Raw genomic sequence first — 21730 nt, forward strand, 5'->3', positions numbered from 1 at the left:
AACGCCGCAGGGACCGGGGAACGCGCCGCGGGGGCCGGGGAACGCCGAAGGGGCCGCCCGCACCACGGATGGCGGGCGGCCCCTTCGGGGCGTTCGGTGACCGGAGGGTCAGGAGGCCTTGGCCTTCTCCTCGGTCTTGACGGCGGGCGCCGGCGCGGCCGGAGCCGGCTTGGCGGCCTCGTAGAACTCCTCGCGCGGAGTCTCCATGGCGCCCAGGGAGACGACCTCGCGCTTGAGGAACATCGCGAGCGTCCAGTCCGCGAAGACGCGGATCTTGCGGTTCCAGGTCGGCATGGCGAGACCGTGGTAGCCGCGGTGCATGTACCAGGCGAGACGGCCCTTGAGCTTGATCTTCATCTTGCCCATGACGATCATCGCGACGCCCTTGTGCAGACCGAGACCGGCCACGGCGCCCTTGTTGGCGTGCGCGTACTCCTTCTGCGGGAAGCCCCGCATACCGGAGATCACGTTGTCGCCGAGGATCTTGGCCTGACGCAGCGCGTGCTGCGCGTTCGGCGGGCACCAGGCGTTCTCGACACCGGCCTTGCGGGCGGCGACGTCCGGCACCTGGGCGTTGTCGCCCGCGGCCCAGACGTAGTCCGTGCCCTGCACCTGGAGGGTGGTCTGGGTGTCCACGTGGCCACGCGGGCCGAGCGGCAGACCGAAGCGGGAGAGAACGGGGTTCGGCTTGACGCCGGCCGTCCAGACGATCGTGTTGGAGTCGACCTCGAGGCCGTTCTTCAGCACGACGTGGCCGTCGACGCAGGAGTCCATCGAGGTGGAGAGGTAGATCTCCACACCGCGGCTCTCCAGGTGCTCCTTGCCGTACTGGCCGAGCTTGGGGCCGACCTCGGGAAGGATCTTGTCCGCGGCGTCGACGAGGATGAAGCGCATGTCCTCGCGGGACACGCTGCTGTAGTACTTGGCCGCGTCGCGGGCCATGTCCTCGACTTCACCGATGGTCTCGGCGCCGGCGAAGCCGCCACCCACGAAGACGAAGGTCAGCGCCCTGCGGCGGACGTCCTCGTCCGTGGTGGAGTCGGCCTTGTCGAGCTGCTCGAGGACGTGGTTGCGCAGGCCGATGGCCTCCTCGATGCCCTTCATGCCGATGCCCTGTTCGGCGAGGCCGGGGATCGGGAAGGTGCGGGAGACCGCGCCCATCGCGATGACGAGGTAGTCGAAAGGCAGCTCGTACGCCTCGCCCACGAGCGGGGCGACCGTGGCGACCTTGCGGTCCTGGTCGATGGTGGTGACCCGGCCGGTGAGGACCTCCGCCTTGGGAAGTACACGCCGCAGCGGGACGACGACGTGCCGCGGGGAGATGCTGCCGGCGGCTGCTTCGGGGAGGAAGGGCTGGTAGGTCATGTACGACCGGGGGTCGACGACCGTGACGGTCGCCTCTCCGTAGCGCATCTGCTTGAGGATGCGCCGAGCTGCGTACAGGCCTACGTACCCACCGCCTACTACGAGGATCCTGGGACGCTCCGTGGTGCTCATGCCATCGAGTATCCACCTGCTTCCGGGGGGTCGCTCGTGCGCCCCTTCACAAGCTTGGGCAGGGGCTCTGCTACACTCCGCCGCCCCCGTGATCGAGGTCATGGCGGCAGGGGCGGACCGCCGTACGGTTCGTACCGTTGTCAACACCGCGTGAGCTGCGGCCCAACCTGTTCGGCCCAGCAGACCACACCCGTGTTTCACCGCCCGGAAACGCTGTCGCAACGCTTCACCGACCATGCTGCCGGACCGGTCCGGCCCCGCGAAAGGGCCCAAGTGGCCCTCTTGTCGCCCAGCAGTGCCTTTTTCCTTGTGAAGAACTTCACGAACTTTCTCGGCGGGGACTCTCCGGAGGGGTTCCAGGACCCCCGCGGGCACGCTCATACGTTATCCGAGCCGCTCAGCAGAGGCTACCGATCAGTAGCAAAGGAGACCGGTGCCACGCCCCGCGGCACCGCCTGACAACCGGCGCGGCACTGCCGGACAAGGCGTCCGGAATCCCTGTGCCGCCGCTGGAGGACACGACGGCCCCGGCCCCCGGAAAAGGGGCCGGGGCCGTCTCACGCCCGTTCTGGACGCGTCACGCGCGTCGGTCGCCCGGCCTGCCGGCTTCGGCGTCCTCGGCCACCTTGAAGGCGATGCCGTCGAGGATGTCGTGCTCGCTGACCACGACCTCCTCGGCCCCGGTCCGCTCCATGATCGAGAGCAGGACGAGGGCGCCGGCGCCGATCACGTCCACCCGGCCCGGGTGCATCGAGGGAACGGCGGCGCGCTCGGCGTGCGTGGAGCGCAGCAGCCACTCGCTGATCTCGCGGACGCGTCCGACGGAGACCCGGGAGTGGTGGATCCGCTCGGAGTCGTACTCGTCGAGGTCCAGCGCGATCGCGGCGATCGTGGTGACCGAGCCGGCCAGACCCACCAGGGTGCGCGCCTCGCGCAGCGGGACCGTCTCCTCGGCGAGGTCGAGGGCGGCCTCGATGTCGGCGCGCATGGCCGCGACCTGCTCGGCGGTGGGCGGATCGGTCACGGCACCGTCGTGCACGAGGTGACGTTCCGTCATCCGTACGCAGCCGATGTCCACGGAGCGTGCCGCGCGCACGTGGTCGGCGCCGACGACGAACTCGGTCGAGCCGCCGCCGATGTCCACGACCAGGTAGGGCGTGGCGAGGTCGTCGCGCCCGGCCAGCTCCTTGGTCGCGCCGGTGAAGGAGAACTCGGCCTCCTGGTCCCCGCTGATGACCTCCGGCTCGACGCCGAGGATGTCCAGCACCCCGCGCACGAACTCGTCCCGGTTCTCGGCGTCCCGGGAGGCGGAGGTGGCGACGAAGCGGAGCCGCTCGGCGCCGTGCTCCTTGATGGCCGCCGCGTACTCACGGCAGGCGGCGAAGGTCCGCTCCAGCGCCTCGGGGGCGAGCCGGCCGGTGCGGTCGACGCCCTGGCCCAGCCGGACGATGGTCATCCGCCGGTCCAGGTCGGCGAGTTCGCCCGTCCGCGGGTCCGCGTCGGCCACCAGGAGCCGGATGGAGTTCGTACCGCAGTCGACGGCGGCGACGCGGGTCACCGGCCGTCCTCGGCGGACGCGGCGGAACCGGCGTCCCCCGCGGAACCGGTGGGCTCGGCGGAGCCCTCCGTCTTCGGCCCGTCACCGGCCGGCGGTCCGGCCTGGGTGACACACGCGCCCTTGCGCCACCACTCGGGCAGCATCGCGATGGCCTCGTCGCCGAGCGGGTTGACGCCCGGCCCGGCGGCCAGCGAGTGCGCCACCAGGACGTGCAGGCACTTCACCCGGTCCGGCATGCCGCCCGCGCTCGGGAAGCCCTCCAGGACCTCGATGGCGTCACGGCGCGCGATGTAGTCCTCGTGGGCGGCGCGGTAGGCCGCGGCCAGCTCGGGGTCGGTGGCCAGCCGTTCGGTCATCTCCTTCATGACGCCGTTGGCCTCCAGCGTCCCGATCGCGGACGCGGCCCGCGGGCACGTCAGGTAGTACGTGGTCGGGAACGGCGTCCCGTCGGGGAGGCGGGGCGCCGTCTCCACCACGTCCGGCTGGCCGCAGGGGCAGCGGTGCACGATCGCGCGCAGCCCGCGCGGCGGCCGTCCGAGCTGCTGCTTGAAGGCCTCGACGTCGGCGTCGGTGGGCTCGGTGCGCGGGGTGGTGGGCGGTGGCGTTTCCATGCCGTGAGTCACGTGTCTTTCTGGTCAGTTCATGGGGCGTCAGCGGTCGGCGGCGTCGGATTTGTCCACGCCGTCCCACACATTGGTGTACCAGGGGCGGTCGGCGGCGCCCCGCTCGGCACGGGACTGCTTCGCGGCGTCCGGGTCGATCACGACGTACCCGGTCTCGCCCGGCATCACATAGTGCAGCCGCTGCCGGATCTGCTGCTTGGCGTACGCGTCGTCCTGCCAGCGCGCCTTGAGGTCGCGCAGCTGCTCGACCCGCTGCCGGGCCTGCTCCCGCTGCCGCTCCACGTCGCCGATCTGGGCGCGCTGGGAGACGTACTGCCGCATCGGGTAGGCGAGGGCGACGATCAGGGAGCACAGGACCATGGCGAGCAGCGCGGCCCGGCCGGTCAGCCGGGAGCGGCGCGCCTGCCGCTTGGTCTGGGAGCGGTACACCCTGGCCGCCGTCTGCTCGCCGAGCAGCTTCAGCCTGGTCGAGGTGGAGAACCGGTCCCGGTCCTTCACGGCCATGAGTCCCGCCTCCCCACTACCGGCCCGCCGCGCGGGCCCGTCACGTGCGTACGTCCCCGCACACGGTACGGGACCGGGTACGGGGACGTACGAAGGACGCTGCCTGAGCCGTGCGAGGGCTCAGGCCTCGCAGCCGTGCGAGGGCGAGGGCTCAGCCCTTGAAGCGCGGGAAGGCGCTGCGGCCGGCGTAGACCGCGGCGTCGTCGAGGATCTCCTCGATGCGCAGGAGCTGGTTGTACTTGGCGACACGGTCCGAGCGGGCCGGGGCACCGGTCTTGATCTGACCGCAGTTCACGGCGACCGCGAGGTCGGCGATGGTGACGTCCTCGGTCTCGCCGGAGCGGTGGGACATCATGCACTTGAAGCCGTTGCGCTGGGCCAGCTCGACGGCGTCCAGGGTCTCGGTCAGCGAGCCGATCTGGTTGACCTTGACGAGCAGGGCGTTGGCGGAGCCCTCCTCGATGCCGCGGGCCAGGCGCTCCGGGTTGGTGACGAAGAGGTCGTCGCCGACGATCTGGACCTTGTCGCCCAGCTGGTCGGTGATGATCTTCCAGCCGGCCCAGTCGTCCTCGAACAGCGGGTCCTCGATGGAGACGAGCGGGTACGCCGCGACGAGCTCGGCGTAGTACTCGGTCATCTCGGCGGCGGAGCGCTCCTTGCCCTCGAAGGTGTAGACGCCGTCCTTGTAGAACTCGGAGGCGGCGACGTCGAGGGCGAGGGCGATCTGCTCGCCGGGGGTGTAGCCGGCCTCCTTGATGGCCTCGAGGATGAGGTCGAGGGCGGCGCGGTTCGACTCCAGGTTCGGGGCGAAGCCGCCCTCGTCGCCGAGGCCGGTGGACAGGCCCTTGGTCTTCAGCACCTTCTTGAGGGTGTGGTAGACCTCAGCGCCCCAGCGCAGGGCCTCGGAGAAGGACTCCGCGCCGATCGGGGCGATCATGAACTCCTGGATGTCCACGTTGGAGTCGGCGTGCGACCCGCCGTTCAGGATGTTCATCATCGGAACGGGCAGCAGGTGCGCGTTCGGGCCGCCCAGGTAGCGGAAGAGCGGCAGGTCGGACGCCTCGGAGGCGGCGTGCGCGACGGCGAGCGAGACGCCGAGGATGGCGTTGGCGCCGAGCGAGCCCTTGTTGTCGGTGGCGTCCAGGTCGAACATGGCCTGGTCGATCAGGCGCTGCTCGGTGGCGTCGTAGCCGACGAGCTCCGGGCCGATCTGCTCGATGACGGCGAGGACGGCCTTCTCGACACCCTTGCCGTGGTAGCGGTTGGGGTCACCGTCGCGAAGCTCGATGGCCTCGAAGGCTCCGGTGGAGGCGCCGGACGGAACGGCGGCACGACCCGTGCTGCCGTCGTCGAGGCCGACCTCGACCTCGACCGTGGGGTTGCCTCGGGAGTCCAGGATTTCCCGGGCTACGACGACGTCGATGGACGGCACGAGCATCTCCTTTATGGGATGTGACACGGGTACGCAGGACTTGGCAGCCCTGCGGGATGAGCCTAACCGGCCCACGGGGATCGGCCAGCCGATCGACCACCCCTTGAGCGGAACTGAGCGTACATATTGTTCCTGAACGGAACAAAAAAAGAAATGAAAAACCCCGCTCCGGCGCGTGCGGGGGAACACGCACCGGAGCGGGGAGCCCGTGGGAACGGGGACCCTCACCGGGCCTTTCCCAAAAAGGCCCGGTTCGGGAGGGGAACTGTCGTCGGGCCGGAATCCGGCCCGGAAGGCACCCGCGCGCCGCCCGGGAGATGGCCGCCCTCCGCCGAAGGCGACCACACGGCACCGGCGCGCCGCGGTACTCAGCGCAGGTGCAGCTGCTGGCCCGGGTAGATGAAGTCGGCGTCGGCGACGATGTCCTTGTTCAGCTTGAACAGCTTCTGCCAGCCGCCCTTGACGTGCTTCTTCTCGGCGATCGAGCTGAGGGTGTCGCCCTTGACGACCTCGTACTCGCCGTCACCCTTCTTGACCTTCTTGCCGGTCGGGGTGGTGACGGTCTTCTGGACGGCGGGGCGCTCCGCGGAACGCGAGGCGGGCTGCTCCGTCGAACGGGTGGCCGGGGCGCTCTGCGAGGCGCTCGAGGAGGAGGAGGTGGACGGGGCCGCCGGGGCCGCCGGGGCCGAGCCGCCGCCGTAGGTGGTGCCGGACAGGCCGACACCGCAGGACGGCCAGGCGCCCTTGCCCTGCGCGGCGAGGACCTTCTCGCCGATGGTGATCTGCTGCGACTTCGACGCCTGGTCGGCGGTCGAGGCGTAGGCGGTGCCGCCGTACGCGGCCCAGGTGGAGGACGAGAACTGGAGTCCGCCGTAGTAGCCGTTGCCGGTGTTGATCGACCAGTTGCCGCCGGCCTCGCACTGGGCGACGGCGTCCCACTCGGAGGCGGTGGCGGCGGAGGCGCTGCCGGCCGCCATCAGCGGAGCGGCGATGGCGACACCGGTGACACCGGCGAGCGTGGCGACGCGGGTGGCCTTGTTCGGGCGGCGGTGCTTGCCCTTGCTGGAGAACAGCATGGAGAGATCCCCTCACCGACGCCTGCGAGGTGAGCTGTCGGGTTCGGGCCGGTTGAGTTGCCCGGCCGCGCTGCCTTCGGTCCTGTCTCCAGGACGTCCGACGCGCGGCTTCACCCCAAGCCGTTCCCGGATGTCTCTCAACTCCCGGGCCCGGCACTTACCTTGGGTCCCCCGCTCCTGCCTACGGCGCATGACGCGACGACTGTTCCCGTACGGCCGCTGGCAGGATTCGGCGTTGCGACCGTCGGGGCCCGCTGTGGCGAGCAGTCACGACCGTAAGCAGTCGATCGGCGGAAATTCAAAGACGATCAGGGCTTCTGAGACCCATGTCTCACTTGCATCAAATGGGACATTCCCCAGCGAACCAGGACGCGAACTCCCGCTAGTTTTGCACCGTTTCGGCAGTGTCCGCGATGCTCTGACCAGGTGCGACGAGGCCGGGAGCGCTGTCGGTCGCAGTCGCGTCGGCGGTGGGCAGGTCGGCCCATCCGCCTCCGAGGTCCAGCCCGCCGGAAACCTTCCAGAGGTTGCCGATGACGTCCGTGACGTCCGCGACGTACGCGGTGTCGCTCGAGGCGCTCGCGGCATGCCGCCCGGCGGTGCTGTCGGCGCTGCCGCCGGTCGCGCTCTCCGCGGCATCCCCGCCGCGGTGCCGCCCGGTGCCGGTGCTCGGGGTGTCGGAGGGGCTCGAAGAAGCATGCTTCTGACCGGACTTGGCCGATTTGCCACCCTTGCCGGTCGCCGCGTCCGAGCCGTCGGAGCTCTGCGAGGCGCTGGGCTCCGCGGTGCTGCCGGCCGCGTCCGAGGAGTCATCCGAATCAGACGAAGCGGAAGAATCACCTGAAGGTGACGTACTGGGCGAAGTCGCCAGTCCGGACGAGACGTACGAACCGGACTCGTCCTCGCCGTTCGAGGCATCGCCGGCCACGCCCGTGTCGACGCTGACGCCGGCCGCGTCCTTGCTGAGACCCGAGAGCGGCCCACAGGTCGGCCAGGCCGCGAGGCCCTTGTCGGCGAGCACCTTCTCGGCGACGGCTATCTGCTGCGAGCGGCTGGCCTGGTCGGCCCTCGGGGCGTAGTCGAGGCCGCCGTGCGCCTCCCAGTTCTCCTGGTCGAGCTGGAGGCCGCCGTAGTACCCGTTGCTCTGGTCGGCGCTCCACGCGCCACCGCTCTCACACTGCGCCACCCGGTCCCAGGTGTTCCCGTCGGCCGCGCTCGCGCTCGCCGCGGCGAGCAGCGGGATGACGATCGCCGATCCGGTCACCCCTGCGGCGACCATGAGTGCAGGGGCCTGACGAGGGCGACGGTGACGGCCGTTCCCGGAGAGCATACGAAAGCCTTTCGAGTGACAGCAGGGAGTACCGCGGCCCCTGTGAACCAAGAAGCGCAGGCGCCGCGTTGATGGGTGAAGGTAGTCGCACTCGAACGCTGGTTACAAGTCGATGCAGTACAGATCACGCGAAGATCACAGATTTGATGGAGCGTCATGTTCCGCTAGCCGCAAGGGGCCCTTTCCGGTATGCGGAAGAACCCCTTCAGCAGGGATGCCGAAGGGTCGCCGATGGGCTGGTCCAGGCCTATTTGACCGGGGTGAACTCCACAGGAAGCGTGCGCAATCCACGCATAATGAGACCTCCACGCCAGCGCAAATCCGTCGATTCTCCGGCGAGTTGGATGTCGGGCAGGCGGCCGAGGAGCGTGCCGAGCGCGGTCTGCCCCTCCAGCCGGGCGAGCGGCGCGCCCAGGCAGTAGTGGATGCCGTGGCCGTAGCCCAAGTGCTGAAGGTCACGTCGCGCGAGATCGAGCGTGTCCGGCTGTTCGAAACGTTCGGGGTCGCGGTCCGCGGCCGCGAGCACCACGAGCACGGGGTCGCCGGCCGCGATGTCCTGCCCGCCGATCCGCACGGCCTCGGTCGCGAACCGCCAGGTGGCCAGTTCCACGGGCCCGTCGTAGCGCAGGAGTTCCTCGACACCCGTCTCGAGCAGCCCGCTCTCCCCGGCCGCGAGGGAGGCCTGGAGGCGCGCCCGCTGCCCGGGGTGGGTGAGCAGGGCGTGCATCCCGTTCCCGATGAGATTGACCGTGGTCTCGAACCCGGCGAAGAGCAGGATGAAGGCCATGGCGGCGGCCTCGTTCTCGGTGAGGTGCTCACCCTGGTCGGAGGCGCGGATGAGCCCGGAGATGAGGTCCTCGCCCGGTGCGGGCTCCGCGGTCAGCGCCTCGCGCTTGCGGTGGATGAGCTCGGCGAGATACCCGCGCATCTTCTTCACGGACCGGGCGACCCCGCCTCTGGGCCCGCCGCCGTGCCGGATCATCATGCCCGCCCAGTCCCGGAAGTCGTCCTGGTCCTCGCGCGGGACGCCGAGCAGGTCGCAGATGGCGTAGATGGGGAGCGGGAAGGCGAACTCGTGGATGAGGTCCGCGGAACCCCTGGCCGCGAACCCGGCGATGAGCTGATCCGTCAGCTCCTGCACCCGCGGGGCGAATTCGGCCACGCGCCGCGGCGTGAACGCCTTGCTGACGAGCCGCCGCAGCCGGGTGTGGTCCGGCGGGTCGATGTTCAGCAGATGCGTCATGAGCTCGGCCTTGCGCTCCCCGGGAATCCCGGTCCGGCCCTTCGCGTGCGCGGGCTCGTCGTGATGCGCGGGATTCTTGGACAGCCGCTGGTCGGCGAGCGTCTGCCTGGCGTCGGCGTACCGCGTGACGAGCCAGGCCTCCACCCCGCTGGGCAGCCGCGTGCGGTGCACGGGCGCGTTCTCCCTGAGCCAGGCGTACGCCGGGTAGGGGTCGGTGGCGAACTCCCAGGTGAAGAGTTCGGGGGCGGCGCTGGCGGAGGCTTCGTACTCGGTCACTCCTCGACCGTATCCGCAGGGCGCGGCGTCCCCCGGCCGCCCGGCGATCGGGCGCCACCCGTCGCGCGCGGCTGCGGCCCGAGCGTCACCCGCCCGGTTCGCCCCAGACCGTCCCGACATGGCCGGCTGTTTGACCTCGACGCCCGGCACGTTCCTACTTTCCTGCCGTGGACCCCGAAATACTCAGATCCAGCTTCGCGGTCGTGGAACGACGGGCCGAGTTCGCGGTCAAGTACTTCTACTCGCACCTCTTCCGCCACAACCCGGAGCTCCGCGCGCTGTTCCCGGCGGACCTCGCCCGGGACATGGAACGGCAGCGGGACCGGCTCTTCGCGGCGCTCACCTTCGTCATGGACAGGCTGGAGGATCCGGACCTGCCCCGGTACTTACGGAGTCTGGGCCGCGACCACCGCAAGTACCTGACCCGGCCCGGGCACTACGCGGCCGTGGGGGAGAGTCTGATCGCCGCGTTCGCGGTCGTCGCGGGCTCGTCCTGGAGCGCCGAGACCGAGAAGGCCTGGACCGCCGCGTACGGGGTGATCGCCCGGTGCATGCTGGAGGGCGCCGGAGAGGCCCGGCACCACGGCGAGCCGCTCTGGTGGGACGCCGAGGTCGTCTCCCGCACCCGGCACGGCGACAACCTCGCCGTCCTCACCCTGCGGCCACGGCAACGGCTCACCTACTCCCCCGGTCAGTACGTCAGTGTCTGCGTGCCCCATCTGCCTCGGGTCTGGCGGCCCTACTCCCTCGCCAACGCGCCGCGCGCCGACCGCACCGTCGACCTGCACGTCAGCCGCGTCGAGGGCGGCACGCTCTCCACCGCTCTCGTCCGGCGGACCCGGGTGGGCGACGTACTGCGGCTGGGCCCGCCCGGCGGCGGCCTCACCCTGCGGACGCCCCCCGACCGGCCCCTCACCCTCATCGCGGCCGGCACGGGCTGGGCACCGGTGAAGGCCCTGCTGGAACAGCTCGACCCCGCCCACGAGGCCCGTCTGTTCCTCGTGGCCCGCGACATCGCGCACCTCTACGACCGGCCGGCCGTCGAACGCCTGCGGGCCGCGCTCCCCCGGCTCGCCGTCACCTACATCACCCCCGCGCCCGGCCGCCCCAAGATCCAGGCGACCGAACGGCTGCTCACCGCGCTGGGCAACCGGGCCGGCTGGACCCGGCACGACGTCTATGCCGCCGGTCCGCCCGATCTCGTCGAAGAGACCCGCGACGCGCTCTCCGCTCTCGGAACACCGGCCGACCGGGTCTTCCACGACCCGCTGCCGCCGACCGGGGAGAGCCGTCCCCGCCCGGTGGGCGCGGCCCAGTGGCTTCTCGACCGCCCCCCGCCGGCCTGGCACAACCCGGCGGGCCGCACCCCGGGACCGTGACCGGGAACGAGGGACCTCACCCCGGACCGCGCCCCGGAACGACCGACCTCACCCCGGACCTCACCTAGGACCGTGACCTGGACAGACCGACCTCACCCCGGAACTCCCCCGGACCGACCCGGGCCCGGTCAGCCCGCCCCGCCGTTTTCCTCCGCCCCGCGGATCGCGTCCCGGTACGTGCGCGCCGCCGCCCGCAGCGCCGCCTCGGGGTCGACGCCCTCGGCCTCGGCACGGACGGCCATCGCCAGCAGTTCGTATCCCACGCCCTCGCCCGCGGGCAGCGGAACGTCGAGTCCCGCCGTGCGCGCCCGGGACGACAGCTTGGCCGACAGGGCCAGGCCCGGCTGGCCGAGCGGGACACCCTCGGTGACGGAGGTGCGCCGCTTCTCCTCGGCCTTGGTGCGCAGCCAGTGCTCCTTGACCTCCTCGGGCGTCGTGGCCGTCTCGTCGCCGAAGACATGCGGGTGCCGGTGGATCAGCTTGGCGACGATCCCGCCGGCCACGTCGTCGATCGAGAACGGAGCCTCCGTGTCGTCCTCGGCGATCCGGGAGTGGAAGACGACCTGGAGCAGGACGTCGCCGAGCTCCTCCCGCAGCTCGTCCCGGTCGCCCTCCTCGATGGCCTCGACGAGCTCGTACGACTCCTCCAGGCCGTACTTCGCCAGGCCCTCGTGCGTCTGCCGGGACGACCAGGGGCACTCGGCGCGGATGCGGTCCATCACCTGGACGAGGTCGAGCAGACGCGCGCCCGGCAGGTCGTACGAGGCGGGCAGCAGTTCCAGGTCCGGCATCCGTATGCGGCCGGAGCCCGCCAGGCGGGCCAGACCGTCGGTGAGCCGGGGTTCGCCCTCGCCGGTGGCGACGACGACCACCGAGCGGCCGCCGGCGCACGCGTCGACCAGTTCCTGCGCGGTCGGTGACTCCTCGTCGACCCCGATGCCCGCCTCGCGCAGATACGGCACCTGCGGGTGCGCGCCGTCCGAGCACAGCACCCGGTCCGCGCCGTGCAGCGCCTGCCAGGCCGGCCAGGACAGCAGGCCGGGCGCCACGCGGTGGCTGGTGGTGAGCAGGACGATGCGGCCGGGGCCGTCGGCGCTCGTACCCTCGGCGGTCACATCGGCCGCGGTCCGCTCGCCGCCCTGAGCGGCCCCCGTCGGTTCACTGATTGCGTTCACCCCTCGAACGTAACCCACGCCGCCGACACCCCCGGAGTTGTCCACAGACCCCGGGGACACAGGTGTCCACAGGCCCCGGCGGCGCAGCCGATCCGCAGATCCGCCGCCGGTCCGCCGACGCCCTGCCGACCCGCGGCGACGGGTTACGCGGGCTGCTGGGCCGCCGCCGCGGAGACCTCACGCACCCACGGCGTCTTCGCGTCGACGCGGCTGCTCTTCTGGACGTCCCAGGTGCCGTAGCGCGGGTTCAGGTCGACATGGAGCTGCTTCGAGGCGGCGGACATCGCCTTCCAGAAGGCCGCCTTGCCGTCGGTGGTGTTCATGTCGACGCCGAGTGCGGCGGCGAGCTTGCGGGCCTCGATCTCGGTGCGCAGGCTGTCGTCGAGGCGCTTGGGCGCCACGCCGTAGTTCGACAGCCAGGCCGTCTCCAGCGCCTTCGAGCCGCCCGCCTGCTGTTCGAGCGCCGACCGCATCTGCTGCGAGTCCTTGCGGGTGACCTCCACGCCGGCGTTCCTGGCCGCCCGGTCCAGCACCCGGTCCAGGACCATGCTGTGCAGGGTGTCGCGGGTGAGGGTGCCGGTGCTCGCGACGACCTGCGCGTACTGGGCGTCGTCCTTGCTGGCGGCCCGCTGCGCCGAGCGCACCTCGTCGACCCGGCCCTCCAGCTGCGCGACGGTGATCCGGCTGTCTCCGACGACGGCCGCCGCGCCCGGATGGGCATCGCTGCCGCACCCGGTGAGCAGAGGGGCCGCGGCGATGATCGCGGCGGAGAGGACGAGCGCGGTGCGACGGCGGCGGTGCAAGGAAGCCTCCCGAGGAGATTGTGCGACGGTGCACAAAGTCTTGCGGTGATCGATGGTAGGCAGTGGCCCGCCTCTCGGCCAGCCATTCGACCAACGATTCACGACGACTTCAGGCACCGCCGACGGTTCCCCGCCCCGCGGAACGGCTGCGGTCCGCCCGTACGAGTGACCACGGCCGGCCGGTCGGATCACCGGCCGGCCGTGTCCGTCCCCTCCCGCGGCCGTCCGCGCGTCAGCCGGTGATGGCGACCGGCGCGTCCCAGTCGTCGCGGTCCACGGTGATCGTGACGCCGCCGATGGTCTCCTTGCTGTTGACCACGTACAAAAACCAGGACCGGTCCTAGCCGCGTACCTGACCCAGCCATTGCAAGGCCCGCCGGATCTCGACCGCGAGCGGGTGTCCGGGGCCGTACAGCCGCTCCACGTCGTGCAGCAGCCGGGCCAGTGTGTCGTGGGCGGCGGCGCGGTCGCCGAGCGCCAGCAGCAGGTGACCGATGCGGCGGCGGACGTCGAAGGCGAGTTCCGGGTCGTCGGCCGCGTACTGGTTCTCGTAGTACGGCAGCAGCGCGCGGTACTCGGCGAGCGCCGCCGCCGGGTCGCCCGACTGCTCCAGGCACTGGGCGGCTTCGTAGCGGTAGCGCAGGGACTGGGGGTCGGCCGGGCCGGCCTCGGCGGCGCGCTCGTCGGCGAGGCGGCGCAGTTCGGGCAGCGCGCGCCGGTACTGGCCGTCGTCCATGAGCGTGGCCGCGTACTGCTTGCGCAGGGTGCGTACGACCGGGGAGTGCTCGCCGTGCTGCTGTGCGGCGGTGGGCAGGATCGCGCCGAGGACGTCGACGGCCTGGGTGATGCGGCCCTCGCCCAGAAGGCGCTTCACCTCGTCGACGGCGCCGGCGACATCGGTCTTCCCGGCCGCCCGCGCCACGGGGGCGGGCCGGGGTGCGGGCGTGCGCGCCCGGTCCGGCCAGGGGGCGTGCGGGCGCAGGAAGGGGCGGGTGGGGTCGAGCGGTGCCCCGGTGGGGGTTCCGCGCGCGGGCAGGAGCGGCACCAGGTGCTCGTACACCTCCTGTGCGGAGGCGGGCCGATGCTGCGGGTCCTTCGCGAGCAGGCGCAGGACCAGGTTCTCCAGCGCCTCCGGGATCTCGGGGCGCAGCCGGCGTACGGGCAGCGGAGGCTCGTACAGGTGCCGGTGCAGTACGCCGAGGGCCGTCGAGCCCGTGAACGGCACGTCGCCGCTGAGGAGTTCGTGCATCAGCACACCGAGCGCGTACAGGTCGGTGTACGGGCCCACCGCGCCGCCCATCGCCTGCTCGGGCGCCATGTAGGCGGGCGAGCCGATGGGGGAGCCGGTGTGCGTGAGGCGGGTCGTGTCGGTGTCCATGACGGAGGCGACGCCGAGGTCGAGGACGGTCACCGTGCCGTCCTGCTTCACCATCACGTTGCGTGGCTTGAGGTCGCGGTGGACGATCGGCACGGAGTGCACGGCGCTCAGTACGGCGCACAGTTGCGCGGCGACCGCGACCGCCCACTGCCACGGGTAGGGGTCGTGTTCGGCGAGGTGATCGGAGAGGTCGGCGCCGTCGACGTACTGCATGACGAGGAACAGCTCCTCGCCCTCGCTGCCCGCGTCGTGCACGGTGACCAGGCCGGGGTGGTCGACCTGGGCGGTCACCCGGCACTCGCGCGCGAAACGGCGGCGCAGTTCGTCGGACTCCTGGCCGACGACCTTGTCGGGACGCAGCAGCTTCACCGCGACGCGCCGGTCGAGCCGCTGGTCGTAGGCCGTCCAGACCTGGCCCATGCCTCCCTGCCCGATGAGCGTGGCCAGTTCGTAGCGCCCGGCGACGACGCGTCCGGCCTCCGCGGTCACCGTCCGCCCTCGTGGTCGCCGTCGCGCCGGTCCCCGTGCCTGCGCAGATAGTCACTGAGTTCGTCGAGCTCGGCGCGCACCTGGTCGATCCGCGCGGGCGTGGCCCGCTGCGGCGGGGGCTGGGGCATCGGCGTGTTCGGCGGGTACGCCTGCGGTACGGAAGGCCGCGGCTGCGGCTGTGGTATGTGGAGGCCCGGGTACGGCGGGGCGGGCGGCGCGGGCTGCGGATGGCCGTACGGCCCGGGGGCGGTCTGCATGGGGAACGGCGCGTAGCCGATGGGCCGCCGCGCCGCGTTGTGGAAGCGGATGTCGCTGGCCAGGTAGTACGCGACGCTGCCGGCGCCGAGGATCAGTGCCACGGTCAGCGCGACATCGCCCCTGCTGTCGCTCTCCGGCACCGTACCGACGACCATGAGCGCGCCGATGGACACCGGAAGCGACACCCAGGCCGCCGTCCAGTCGAACCACCGTCCCCGCTGGATCGCCACCCGGAACAGCGGAACACAGGCGAGCAGACCGCACGACAGGAGCCCGGCGGCGGCGAACAGCACGCGCAACGTGATGACGGTTCCCGCGCTGCGGGTGGGTGGCGCCCCGTCGTGGCCGTACATGACTGCTCCCGGGCCTGGGTTCGATTTCGGAGTTCGAGCGTATAGGCCGACACGGACGACCGGTCCCGGGTTGTACGGAACCGTTGTCGCGCCGGTCACCTCGCACGACGCCGCAGGTGACGTCGGGAGAGGCGGCCCCGCGGCGGCCCGGGGCGACGGGCTGAGCACGCGGGGCACTCCGCTCGGGGCACCCGGGGCGCGCGCGGCCTCAGCCCGGGGGCACCGTCCCGTCCGTGAGCCCGTCGTACATGCCGCGTACGAGCTGGTCCCCCAGCCGGCCCGCGTGCCTGAGCGCCCGCTCGAACTCGTCGAGCGCGCGGAACCGGGCGCCGTAGCGCCGCTGTTCGTCCAGCGGGAGCCGGGGCAGTTGCAGCCGGCGCACGTCGAGGCGGGTGGCGGTGGACGCGTAACTGCTGGCCTGGCGGTTGTTGGCGGTGCCCCGCAGGAACCCGGCGAGGAACCACGGGTCGAGCGCCGCGGGATCGGGGTGCAGGAGCACGAGGTTGCGCCCCAGGACGGCGCCCGCCGTCGTGCCGTCGACCACCCGGACCACCGAGCCGCCGCCGAGCACCGGCACGACCACGTCGCCCGCCTCCGTCAGCACGGCTTCCTCGTCGCTCTCGGGCAGGGTCCCCGTGGGGCCGGTGCCGGCGAGCACGTCGTGGTCGGTGAGGACGGGCACCCGCGTGGGGCCGCCGATCCCGCCCGTACGCATCACCAGGGCGCTCCCGCGGGCGAGTTCGCCGACGGTGGTGAGCGGCCAGCGGGCGGGCTGCCCCGTCACGGCGGGCGAGGGGGTGAGGCCGGTGGCCAGCCGCAGTGTCTCGTCGAGGCACTCGCGCACGGCCGCGAGCTGTTCGGCACCGTCGGCCGCCGCCGGGGGCGGGAGGTGGCGGGCCGGGGCGAGGTCGACGTCGTCGTCGAGGAGTTCGATGACGGGCACGGAACGCGCCAGACCGGGCCGCTCCGGGAGGGTGCCGTCCCGGTCGTGGGCCCGCCAGGCGTCGAGCACGACGTCCCTGACGGCCCCCCAGTCGGGGCCGCCACGCCCCTCGCCGGTGAACTGCCCGGCGTCGGCGAGCAGCACCTCGGGCCGGCCGGGCGCGTTCTCGGGCCGGCGCAGCACCCACAGGTGCAGGGGAATGTTGTACGGGGCCGCGGCGCCGACCGGCAGCGCGACGACGGCCCGCAGCGCGCCGCGGCGCAGCAGGTCGGCGCGGATACGGCGGCCGGAACGGCGGGAGGCGGTGGCGGGCGGCATGAGCAGGACGGCGGTGCCGCCGTCCCGCAGCCGGGCCAGCGCGTGCTGCACCCAGGCCAGCTCGGACTCGGCACGGGCCGGGAAGCCGTACTCCCAGCGGGGGTCGTAGGCCAGTTCGTCATGACCCCAGTTGCGTTCGTTGAACGGGGGATGGCACAGGACGGCGTCGGCGCGCAGCCGCGGAAAGGCGTCGGCGCGCAGGGTGTCGCCGACGGCCGCGCGCACGGTGGCCCGGCCGTGCAGGGCGAGCCGGAGCGCGGTGAGCGCGGCGAGTTCGGGGGCGCTGTCCTGGGCGTGGAGCTCCTGACCGGGGCCGGTGTCGAGGGCGCGCAGCAGGGCGCCGGTGCCGCAGGCCGGGTCGAGGACGGTGCGGGCGGGTCCCGCGAGGTCGGCCATGAGGCGGGCGAGCTCGGCGGGGGTGGGCGTGTACTGGCGCGGGTTGGCGTCGAGGTGCCGCCCGAGCAGGAACTCGAAAGCCTGACGGGCACCCAGCTCGGCGGCGAGCTCGGCCACGCCGCGGAGGAGGGGGACGGAGGGAAGCAGTTGGGGGCCGGTGGGGAGGTGCAGCGCGGAGGTGGCCGAGGCGGCAGGGGGTGCTGGGACTGCGGAGACCGGAGGGATGACGGAGGCGTGCGGGGCGTGCGGGGCGTGCGGGGCGTGCGGGGGCACTGATACCCGCCCTGGATCAGGATCGGCTTCCTGGGTGTTCACAGTCGCCGGTCGGTTCACAGCCGACGAGGACACCGCGTCCGCTCCGGCGTGAACACCCCGTTCACCTCGCACGCGGCCGAACCGGGGGGTGACCGCCTGCTCCAGCGCGGTCGGCAACAGCGCGGCGAGGCGCTCGTCGGAGCCGGTGCTCGCCTCCAGCCAGACCGTCGGCCGGTCGTGGATGAGCAGCAGCACGAAACCGGCGTGCGTGAGCGCGGTGGCCGGGCCCTCGGGGTGGCCGACGAGGTGCTGCCAGACGCGTTCCCGCAGGGGCACTTCGGCGAGTTTTCCCTGCTGACGCAGCCAGGCCTCGACCTCGGCGAGGGCGAACGACGGGCTGGTCTCCGTGCCGCCGACGGGCTTGGGGAAGTCGGCGTGCCGACGGCGCCAGTTGCTCACGGCCGCGCGGCCGACGCCGGCCAGCCGTGCGATTCCGGCGGCGGTCACCTCGGTCGCGTTGTCCTGCACTCGCTTCGCTCCTCTCGTCCCGACTCGTCCCTGTGGCGTCGAGCATACCGACGCAGGCAAGATCTACCCGTTCACACCGTGAACACAAGAGGTTCCGTGAATCGTGTTGACTCGATTCACAGGCTCTGGTCTTATTGACCCAGCGAACGAACGGCCGCCATCGAGGCGTCCACCGCGGGGAGGGGAGCAGTCGTGGGCATGAAGGGCAGGGCCGCGCTGAGCGCCACTGTGGGCCTCGTCGTCATCGGTGTCGTCTCGGCGAACGCCGACGGCAACAGCCGCGGCCATGGCCGCGCGACCGGCGGCGCCGACAGGGGCTCTTCGGTCTCCACGACCCCATATCCCGGCACCCGGCAGCACACCGGCTCGGCCGATGCGGCCGAGAAGGGAAAAGCCTCGTTCGCGGGGAACGGCGACTTCCGGGTCGGCCCGGACATCGAGCCCGGCACCTATCGCACCACCGGCAACACCGACGGCTCCTGCCACTGGGAACGCGCCGAGGACGCCGGTCATGGCCTGGACTCGCTCATCGCGGAAGGCGACGTCACCGGCACGGCCGTCGTCACGATCAGCGCCAAGGACACCTACTTCAAGACGTCTGGCTGCGGGGACTGGAAGAAGACCGGCCGCCGTACGCCCCGCCCACCCGACTGACCGGCGGTCGTACGCCACGCCCCGACCACCCGGCTGACCCGCGGCCGTACACGCCGCCCGCCCGCCGGCCGATCGGCCACCGTACGCCCCGCCCGTCTCCTTCCAGTCCCCGCCAACCGAAAGCCCCACCCGGACACGGGCACTCGGCCCGTTCCGACCTCACCTTCGAAGGACAGATCCCGATGCGTCATCCCTCCCGCGCGGCCAAGGCGCTGATCGCCGCCGCCCTGCTCCCGCTCGCCCTGACCGCCTGCTCCTCCGCGACCGGCACCTCGGCCTCGTCCGCCACGGCGAAGAAGCCGTCCAAGGATCCCGACGCCGGTCTGCTGACGGGCGCGCAGCTCAAGAAGGCACTGGCGCCCGCCTCCTTCTTCGCCGCCGGTTTCGCTGTCGACCCGAAGGGCGCGCGGGACTCCGGCACCACGTACACGGCGCCGAGCTCCTCCCCCGCGGCGAAGCCCGACTGCACGCTGCTCGGTGGTACCAGCTGGATCTCGATCACCGGCGACTCGGGTGTCTCCTTCGCCCAGAACGACTACGTCAGCAAGAACACGTCCGAGGACATCGCCCAGGAGATCGACACCTTCCGCGGCACGACCGCGACGAAGGTGATGGCGAACCTGAAGAAGGCCGTCGCCACCTGCGCGACCTACACCGACGCGGACACGCACACCAAGGTGAAGGTCGTCGGGGCAGACACCACCGGTCTCGGCGACGCCGCCTACACGATCACACTGACCAACAGCGCCTGGCAGAACGGGTCGACCCTGATCGCCGCGCAGTCCGGGACGGACGTCGTCACGGTGCTGTCCACGGACGGACACGACAACGGCGCGGCCACGGCGAAGAAGCTGACCGCCCGGATCGTGACCTCGCTGAAGGGCGAACACGAGCACGCGTGACCCGCCGGATGGGAACATGGCGCCCCCGAGCGGTTTCTCGGGGGCCCGGGAATCCTCTCGGGGGTTCGCAGGGTAGTTCGGGGGTGTGATGGACAAGCGCGTGGAAGCCGGCTGGTTCCAGCGGCTGGCGTGGTCGGTTCTGGCGGTCGGATCGTTCAGCCTGCTGGTGTGGGTGCCTTTCCTGTACGTGGCGATCCGCCGGGGGCGAGGATCCGACTGGGGCGCCTTCGCCTCGTTCGCGCTGTACGAGGTGGCGTTTCTGTCGCTGGTGAGCCTCCCGACGGGCAAGGGTGAGGCGACCTTGGGCCTGGTCGTCCTCGCCGGCCTGGCCCTGGCCGTGTGGCTGCTGGCGGGCCCGCTGTTCGACAAACCCACTCCACGCAACGCCATGACCGGCGCGGGCCCCGCCCCCTGGCCGGGCCAGGCGGCAGGCAACCCCTACCTGCGCTGACACCCGGCAGCACGTGAAGACCGAGGCCCCGGGCGGCTCACCGCCGCCGGGCGCCACGGACTCCGTCCCCGCCGGGCGCCACGGACTCCGCGCCGACGGCCACGTGTTCGCCGGGGCCCTGCCGGTCACCCGCTGACGCACATCGGGGCCGCCGCGGTCGGCGGCCCCACCTCGCACCACAGCAGCTTCCCGCTCGTGCCGAACAGATCGTCGCCGAGCGGGTGCCCGCCCCAGGCGTCCGCGTAGTGGCATACGAGGAAGAGCCCGCGCCCGCCGTCCGCCTCGGCCGGTACGGGACCGAGCACGCCGTGCCGCTTGTCGAACGGGGGCGGGATGTGGGGGTCGGCGTCCCAGACGCTGATCCGCAGCCGGCCGCCGCCGAGCGCCCGCAGCCGAAGCGTGGCGGCCCCGCCGGAGTGCCGGTAGGCGTTCGTGACGAGCTCCGAGGCCAGCAACTCGGCCGCGTCGGCGACATCGGCCATCCCGTGCCCGCCGAGAACGGCCCTGAGGGTGACCCGGGCGACGCGGGGCGCGAGCGGATCGCGCGGCAGCTGGAGGGCGTACACCCAAGAGGGGGACGCATCGGACTTCTGCGGGGATACGGTGACCATGAACGCCTCCTGCGGTGGGGGTATTCGGGTTCGCTCGACTGATCCGGCCGGGCGGTGGCATGTCGCGCACGTACGGGGCGCGGTGCGCTTCCGGCTTACGGGCGGGGGGAGTTGAGCGACTTGAACTCCATGACCGTAGAGCGTTGCATGGACTACATTCCATGACTCGAAGGGAATGTAGCCCCTAATGCCTTCGTGTGGGTGACCCACGCGCCATACGTACGAACGGGAAGTCGCCGCTCATGCCGCAGCCGAGCCCACTACCCACCGCGCGACGCCGACGACTGGGTGTCGAGCTGCGGAGACTGCGTGAGCGCGCGGACCTGTCCGCCACGCAGGCCGCCGTTCTGCTGGGCGCCACGCAGTCTCGTGTGAGCAACATCGAGGCCGGTCGCTACGGCGTCAGCGCGGACCGGGTACGCACCATGGCCCGCCACTACGACTGCACGGACGAGCCGCTGATCGACGCGCTCGCGGCGATGACGGGCGAGCGTCGGCGGGGCTGGTGGGAGGAGTACCGCGAGATCCTGTCACCACGCATGCTGGACCTCACCGAGGTCGAACACCACGCCGTGGCACTCCGAGTGGCGCAGATCATCAACATCCCCGGCCTGCTGCAGACTCCGGACCACGCCCGCGCCCTGTTCGGTCACACCGTGCCCGCCCTGAAAGCCCACGAGATCGAACACCGCGTCTCGCACCGCATCAAACGCCAGGGACTGCTGCACCGCGAACAGCCGCCGCCGTATGCCGCGGTCATCCACGAGGCCGCCCTGCGCATGCGCTTCGGCGACCGCGTCACGGTCAAGGCCCAGCTCCACCACCTCAACGAGATGAGCGAGCTGGACCACGTCACGATCGTCGTCGTGCCCTTCGCCGGAGGCCCGTTCCATACGTCCGGCCAGGGAATCGACTACTTCCACGGTCCGGTCGGTCAGCTCGACACCGTCCAGCTCGACACCGACCACGGAGCCGAACTCATCGACGCACCCGCCCAATTGGAACGTCAGCACCTCGCACTGGACCGCATGCGACAAGTCGCCCTCTCTCAGACCCAGTCCCGCGACTTCGTCGCCCGACTCGCCAAAGACGCCTGAAGGAGCCCAGATGCCGGAACTGAACTGGCAGAAATCCACCCACAGCCAAGAGGCGTCCTCCTGCGTCTATCTCGCCACCACCCCCACCGGAACGATCCTCCTCCGCGAGAGCGACGCACCGGAGGCGATCCTCACCACCGGGCCGCGCCAACTCGCCGCCCTGATAACCGCCCTGCGGCCGGACCGGCACTAGCGTCTCGG

At 71.8% G+C, this 21730-nt stretch carries 21 protein-coding genes, 1 pseudogene and 1 riboswitch; of the genes and pseudogenes, 7 read left to right on the forward strand and 15 right to left on the reverse strand.

Features of this window, described 5'->3' with window-relative positions; genetic code table 11:
• Nucleotides 1-108: 108 nt before the first annotated feature.
• The 8 genes from OG485_RS18905 to OG485_RS18940 form a co-directional block, all read right to left on the reverse strand.
• On the reverse strand, nt 109-1497 hold the full coding sequence (locus OG485_RS18905; protein ID WP_328669506.1) for an NAD(P)/FAD-dependent oxidoreductase: 1389 nt from the start codon (nt 1495-1497) through the stop codon (nt 109-111).
• Between the two features lie 577 nt (nt 1498-2074).
• Nucleotides 2075-3055: a Ppx/GppA phosphatase family protein gene (locus tag OG485_RS18910; RefSeq protein ID WP_328669507.1), complete on the reverse strand. Its 981-nt coding sequence runs from the start codon at nt 3053-3055 to the stop codon at nt 2075-2077.
• Nucleotides 3052-3666, reverse strand: a complete 615-nt coding sequence (locus OG485_RS18915) for a DUF501 domain-containing protein (RefSeq protein WP_328669508.1) — start codon at nt 3664-3666, stop codon at nt 3052-3054. Before OG485_RS18915 ends, OG485_RS18910 begins: the two co-directional genes overlap by 4 nt.
• A 39-nt stretch (nt 3667-3705) precedes the next feature.
• Nucleotides 3706-4182 (reverse strand): FtsB family cell division protein, encoded by a 477-nt coding sequence (locus OG485_RS18920; RefSeq protein WP_326787328.1) that lies wholly within the window; start codon nt 4180-4182, stop codon nt 3706-3708.
• A gap of 151 nt (nt 4183-4333) precedes the next feature.
• Nucleotides 4334-5620: a phosphopyruvate hydratase gene (gene eno / locus OG485_RS18925; RefSeq protein ID WP_328669509.1), complete on the reverse strand. Its 1287-nt coding sequence runs from the start codon at nt 5618-5620 to the stop codon at nt 4334-4336.
• 362 nt (nt 5621-5982) lie between these two features.
• Nucleotides 5983-6690: a transglycosylase family protein gene (locus tag OG485_RS18930; protein WP_328669510.1), complete on the reverse strand. Its 708-nt coding sequence runs from the start codon at nt 6688-6690 to the stop codon at nt 5983-5985.
• 4 nt (nt 6691-6694) lie between these two features.
• Nucleotides 6695-6889: riboswitch (cyclic di-AMP (ydaO/yuaA leader) on the reverse strand.
• Between the two features lie 183 nt (nt 6890-7072).
• Nucleotides 7073-7969: a transglycosylase family protein gene (locus OG485_RS18935; protein ID WP_328669511.1), complete on the reverse strand. Its 897-nt coding sequence runs from the start codon at nt 7967-7969 to the stop codon at nt 7073-7075.
• A 298-nt stretch (nt 7970-8267) separates the two neighbouring features.
• Nucleotides 8268-9539: a cytochrome P450 family protein gene (locus OG485_RS18940; protein WP_328669512.1), complete on the reverse strand. Its 1272-nt coding sequence runs from the start codon at nt 9537-9539 to the stop codon at nt 8268-8270.
• A gap of 167 nt (nt 9540-9706) precedes the next feature.
• Between OG485_RS18940 and OG485_RS18945 the strand changes: the two genes are divergently transcribed.
• The gene (locus OG485_RS18945; RefSeq protein ID WP_328669513.1) at nt 9707-10918 is read left to right on the forward strand and encodes a globin domain-containing protein; all 1212 of its coding nucleotides are present in this window, start codon (nt 9707-9709) and stop codon (nt 10916-10918) included.
• Between the two features lie 128 nt (nt 10919-11046).
• On the opposite strand, the gene OG485_RS18950 is transcribed toward OG485_RS18945, so the two are convergent.
• The 6 genes and pseudogenes from OG485_RS18950 to OG485_RS18975 all read right to left on the reverse strand — a co-directional run bounded on the left by OG485_RS18950 (nt 11047) and on the right by OG485_RS18975 (nt 17814).
• Nucleotides 11047-12033, reverse strand: a complete 987-nt coding sequence (locus OG485_RS18950) for a nucleoside triphosphate pyrophosphohydrolase (RefSeq protein ID WP_328674553.1) — start codon at nt 12031-12033, stop codon at nt 11047-11049.
• Between the two features lie 203 nt (nt 12034-12236).
• Nucleotides 12237-12896 (reverse strand): SurA N-terminal domain-containing protein, encoded by a 660-nt coding sequence (locus tag OG485_RS18955; RefSeq protein WP_328669514.1) that lies wholly within the window; start codon nt 12894-12896, stop codon nt 12237-12239.
• A gap of 232 nt (nt 12897-13128) precedes the next feature.
• Nucleotides 13129-13218, reverse strand: a pseudogene (locus tag OG485_RS18960) (glycoside hydrolase domain-containing protein); the annotation flags it as partial.
• An 18-nt stretch (nt 13219-13236) separates the two neighbouring features.
• Nucleotides 13237-14721 carry a serine/threonine-protein kinase gene (locus OG485_RS18965; protein WP_328674555.1) on the reverse strand — a complete coding sequence of 495 codons (1485 nt, stop codon included), beginning with the start codon at nt 14719-14721 and terminating at the stop codon, nt 13237-13239.
• Between the two features lie 38 nt (nt 14722-14759).
• Complete coding sequence (locus OG485_RS18970) at nt 14760-15374, reverse strand: hypothetical protein (RefSeq protein WP_328669515.1); 615 nt, start codon at nt 15372-15374, stop codon at nt 14760-14762.
• A 208-nt stretch (nt 15375-15582) separates the two neighbouring features.
• The gene (locus tag OG485_RS18975; RefSeq protein ID WP_328669516.1) at nt 15583-17814 is read right to left on the reverse strand and encodes an N-6 DNA methylase; all 2232 of its coding nucleotides are present in this window, start codon (nt 17812-17814) and stop codon (nt 15583-15585) included.
• Between the two features lie 198 nt (nt 17815-18012).
• On the opposite strand from OG485_RS18975, the gene OG485_RS18980 reads away from it, so the two are divergent.
• The 4 genes from OG485_RS18980 (at nt 18013) to OG485_RS18995 (ending at nt 19957) form a co-directional block, all read left to right on the forward strand.
• A complete protein-coding gene (locus OG485_RS18980; RefSeq protein WP_328669517.1) occupies nt 18013-18468 on the forward strand; it encodes a hypothetical protein in 456 nt (151 codons plus the stop codon).
• A gap of 182 nt (nt 18469-18650) precedes the next feature.
• Nucleotides 18651-19370: a hypothetical protein gene (locus tag OG485_RS18985; protein WP_328669518.1), complete on the forward strand. Its 720-nt coding sequence runs from the start codon at nt 18651-18653 to the stop codon at nt 19368-19370.
• Nucleotides 19371-19458: 88 nt separating this feature from the next.
• Nucleotides 19459-19821 (forward strand): hypothetical protein, encoded by a 363-nt coding sequence (locus OG485_RS18990; RefSeq protein ID WP_328669519.1) that lies wholly within the window; start codon nt 19459-19461, stop codon nt 19819-19821.
• 13 nt (nt 19822-19834) lie between these two features.
• Nucleotides 19835-19957: a hypothetical protein gene (locus OG485_RS18995; protein ID WP_328669520.1), complete on the forward strand. Its 123-nt coding sequence runs from the start codon at nt 19835-19837 to the stop codon at nt 19955-19957.
• Here OG485_RS18995 and OG485_RS19000 read toward each other — a convergent pair.
• Complete coding sequence (locus tag OG485_RS19000) at nt 19947-20432, reverse strand: ATP-binding protein (RefSeq protein WP_328669521.1); 486 nt, start codon at nt 20430-20432, stop codon at nt 19947-19949. The genes OG485_RS18995 and OG485_RS19000 overlap by 11 nt on opposite strands.
• Before the next feature lie 242 nt (nt 20433-20674).
• On the opposite strand from OG485_RS19000, the gene OG485_RS19005 reads away from it, so the two are divergent.
• Entirely contained in the window at nt 20675-21529 is an 855-nt protein-coding gene (locus tag OG485_RS19005) for a helix-turn-helix domain-containing protein (protein ID WP_328669522.1), read from the forward strand.
• Nucleotides 21530-21539: 10 nt separating this feature from the next.
• Entirely contained in the window at nt 21540-21722 is a 183-nt protein-coding gene (locus OG485_RS19010) for a DUF397 domain-containing protein (RefSeq protein WP_328669523.1), read from the forward strand.
• The last annotated feature ends 8 nt before the right edge of the window (nt 21723-21730 follow it).

Source organism: Streptomyces sp. NBC_00328 (assembly GCF_036139655.1).
Lineage (GTDB): Bacteria > Actinomycetota > Actinomycetes > Streptomycetales > Streptomycetaceae > Streptomyces.

What these genes read in the sequence shown, in the direction of transcription:
- OG485_RS18905 (WP_328669506.1), bottom strand. Translation starts at nt 1,497, where the DNA reads ATGAGCACCACGGAGCGTCCCAGGATCCTCGTAGTAGGCGGTGGGTAC.
- OG485_RS18915 (WP_328669508.1), bottom strand. Translation starts at nt 3,666, where the DNA reads ATGGAAACGCCACCGCCCACCACCCCGCGCACCGAGCCCACCGACGCC.
- OG485_RS18920 (WP_326787328.1), bottom strand. Translation starts at nt 4,182, where the DNA reads ATGGCCGTGAAGGACCGGGACCGGTTCTCCACCTCGACCAGGCTGAAG.
- eno (WP_328669509.1), bottom strand. Translation starts at nt 5,620, where the DNA reads ATGCTCGTGCCGTCCATCGACGTCGTCGTAGCCCGGGAAATCCTGGAC.
- OG485_RS18930 (WP_328669510.1), bottom strand. Translation starts at nt 6,690, where the DNA reads ATGCTGTTCTCCAGCAAGGGCAAGCACCGCCGCCCGAACAAGGCCACC.
- OG485_RS18935 (WP_328669511.1), bottom strand. Translation starts at nt 7,969, where the DNA reads ATGGTCGCCGCAGGGGTGACCGGATCGGCGATCGTCATCCCGCTGCTC.
- OG485_RS18970 (WP_328669515.1), bottom strand. Translation starts at nt 15,374, where the DNA reads ATGTACGGCCACGACGGGGCGCCACCCACCCGCAGCGCGGGAACCGTC.
- OG485_RS18980 (WP_328669517.1), top strand. Translation starts at nt 18,013, where the DNA reads ATGAAGGGCAGGGCCGCGCTGAGCGCCACTGTGGGCCTCGTCGTCATC.
- OG485_RS18985 (WP_328669518.1), top strand. Translation starts at nt 18,651, where the DNA reads ATGCGTCATCCCTCCCGCGCGGCCAAGGCGCTGATCGCCGCCGCCCTG.
- OG485_RS18990 (WP_328669519.1), top strand. Translation starts at nt 19,459, where the DNA reads ATGGACAAGCGCGTGGAAGCCGGCTGGTTCCAGCGGCTGGCGTGGTCG.
- OG485_RS19000 (WP_328669521.1), bottom strand. Translation starts at nt 20,432, where the DNA reads ATGGTCACCGTATCCCCGCAGAAGTCCGATGCGTCCCCCTCTTGGGTG.
- OG485_RS19005 (WP_328669522.1), top strand. Translation starts at nt 20,675, where the DNA reads ATGCCGCAGCCGAGCCCACTACCCACCGCGCGACGCCGACGACTGGGT.
- OG485_RS19010 (WP_328669523.1), top strand. Translation starts at nt 21,540, where the DNA reads ATGCCGGAACTGAACTGGCAGAAATCCACCCACAGCCAAGAGGCGTCC.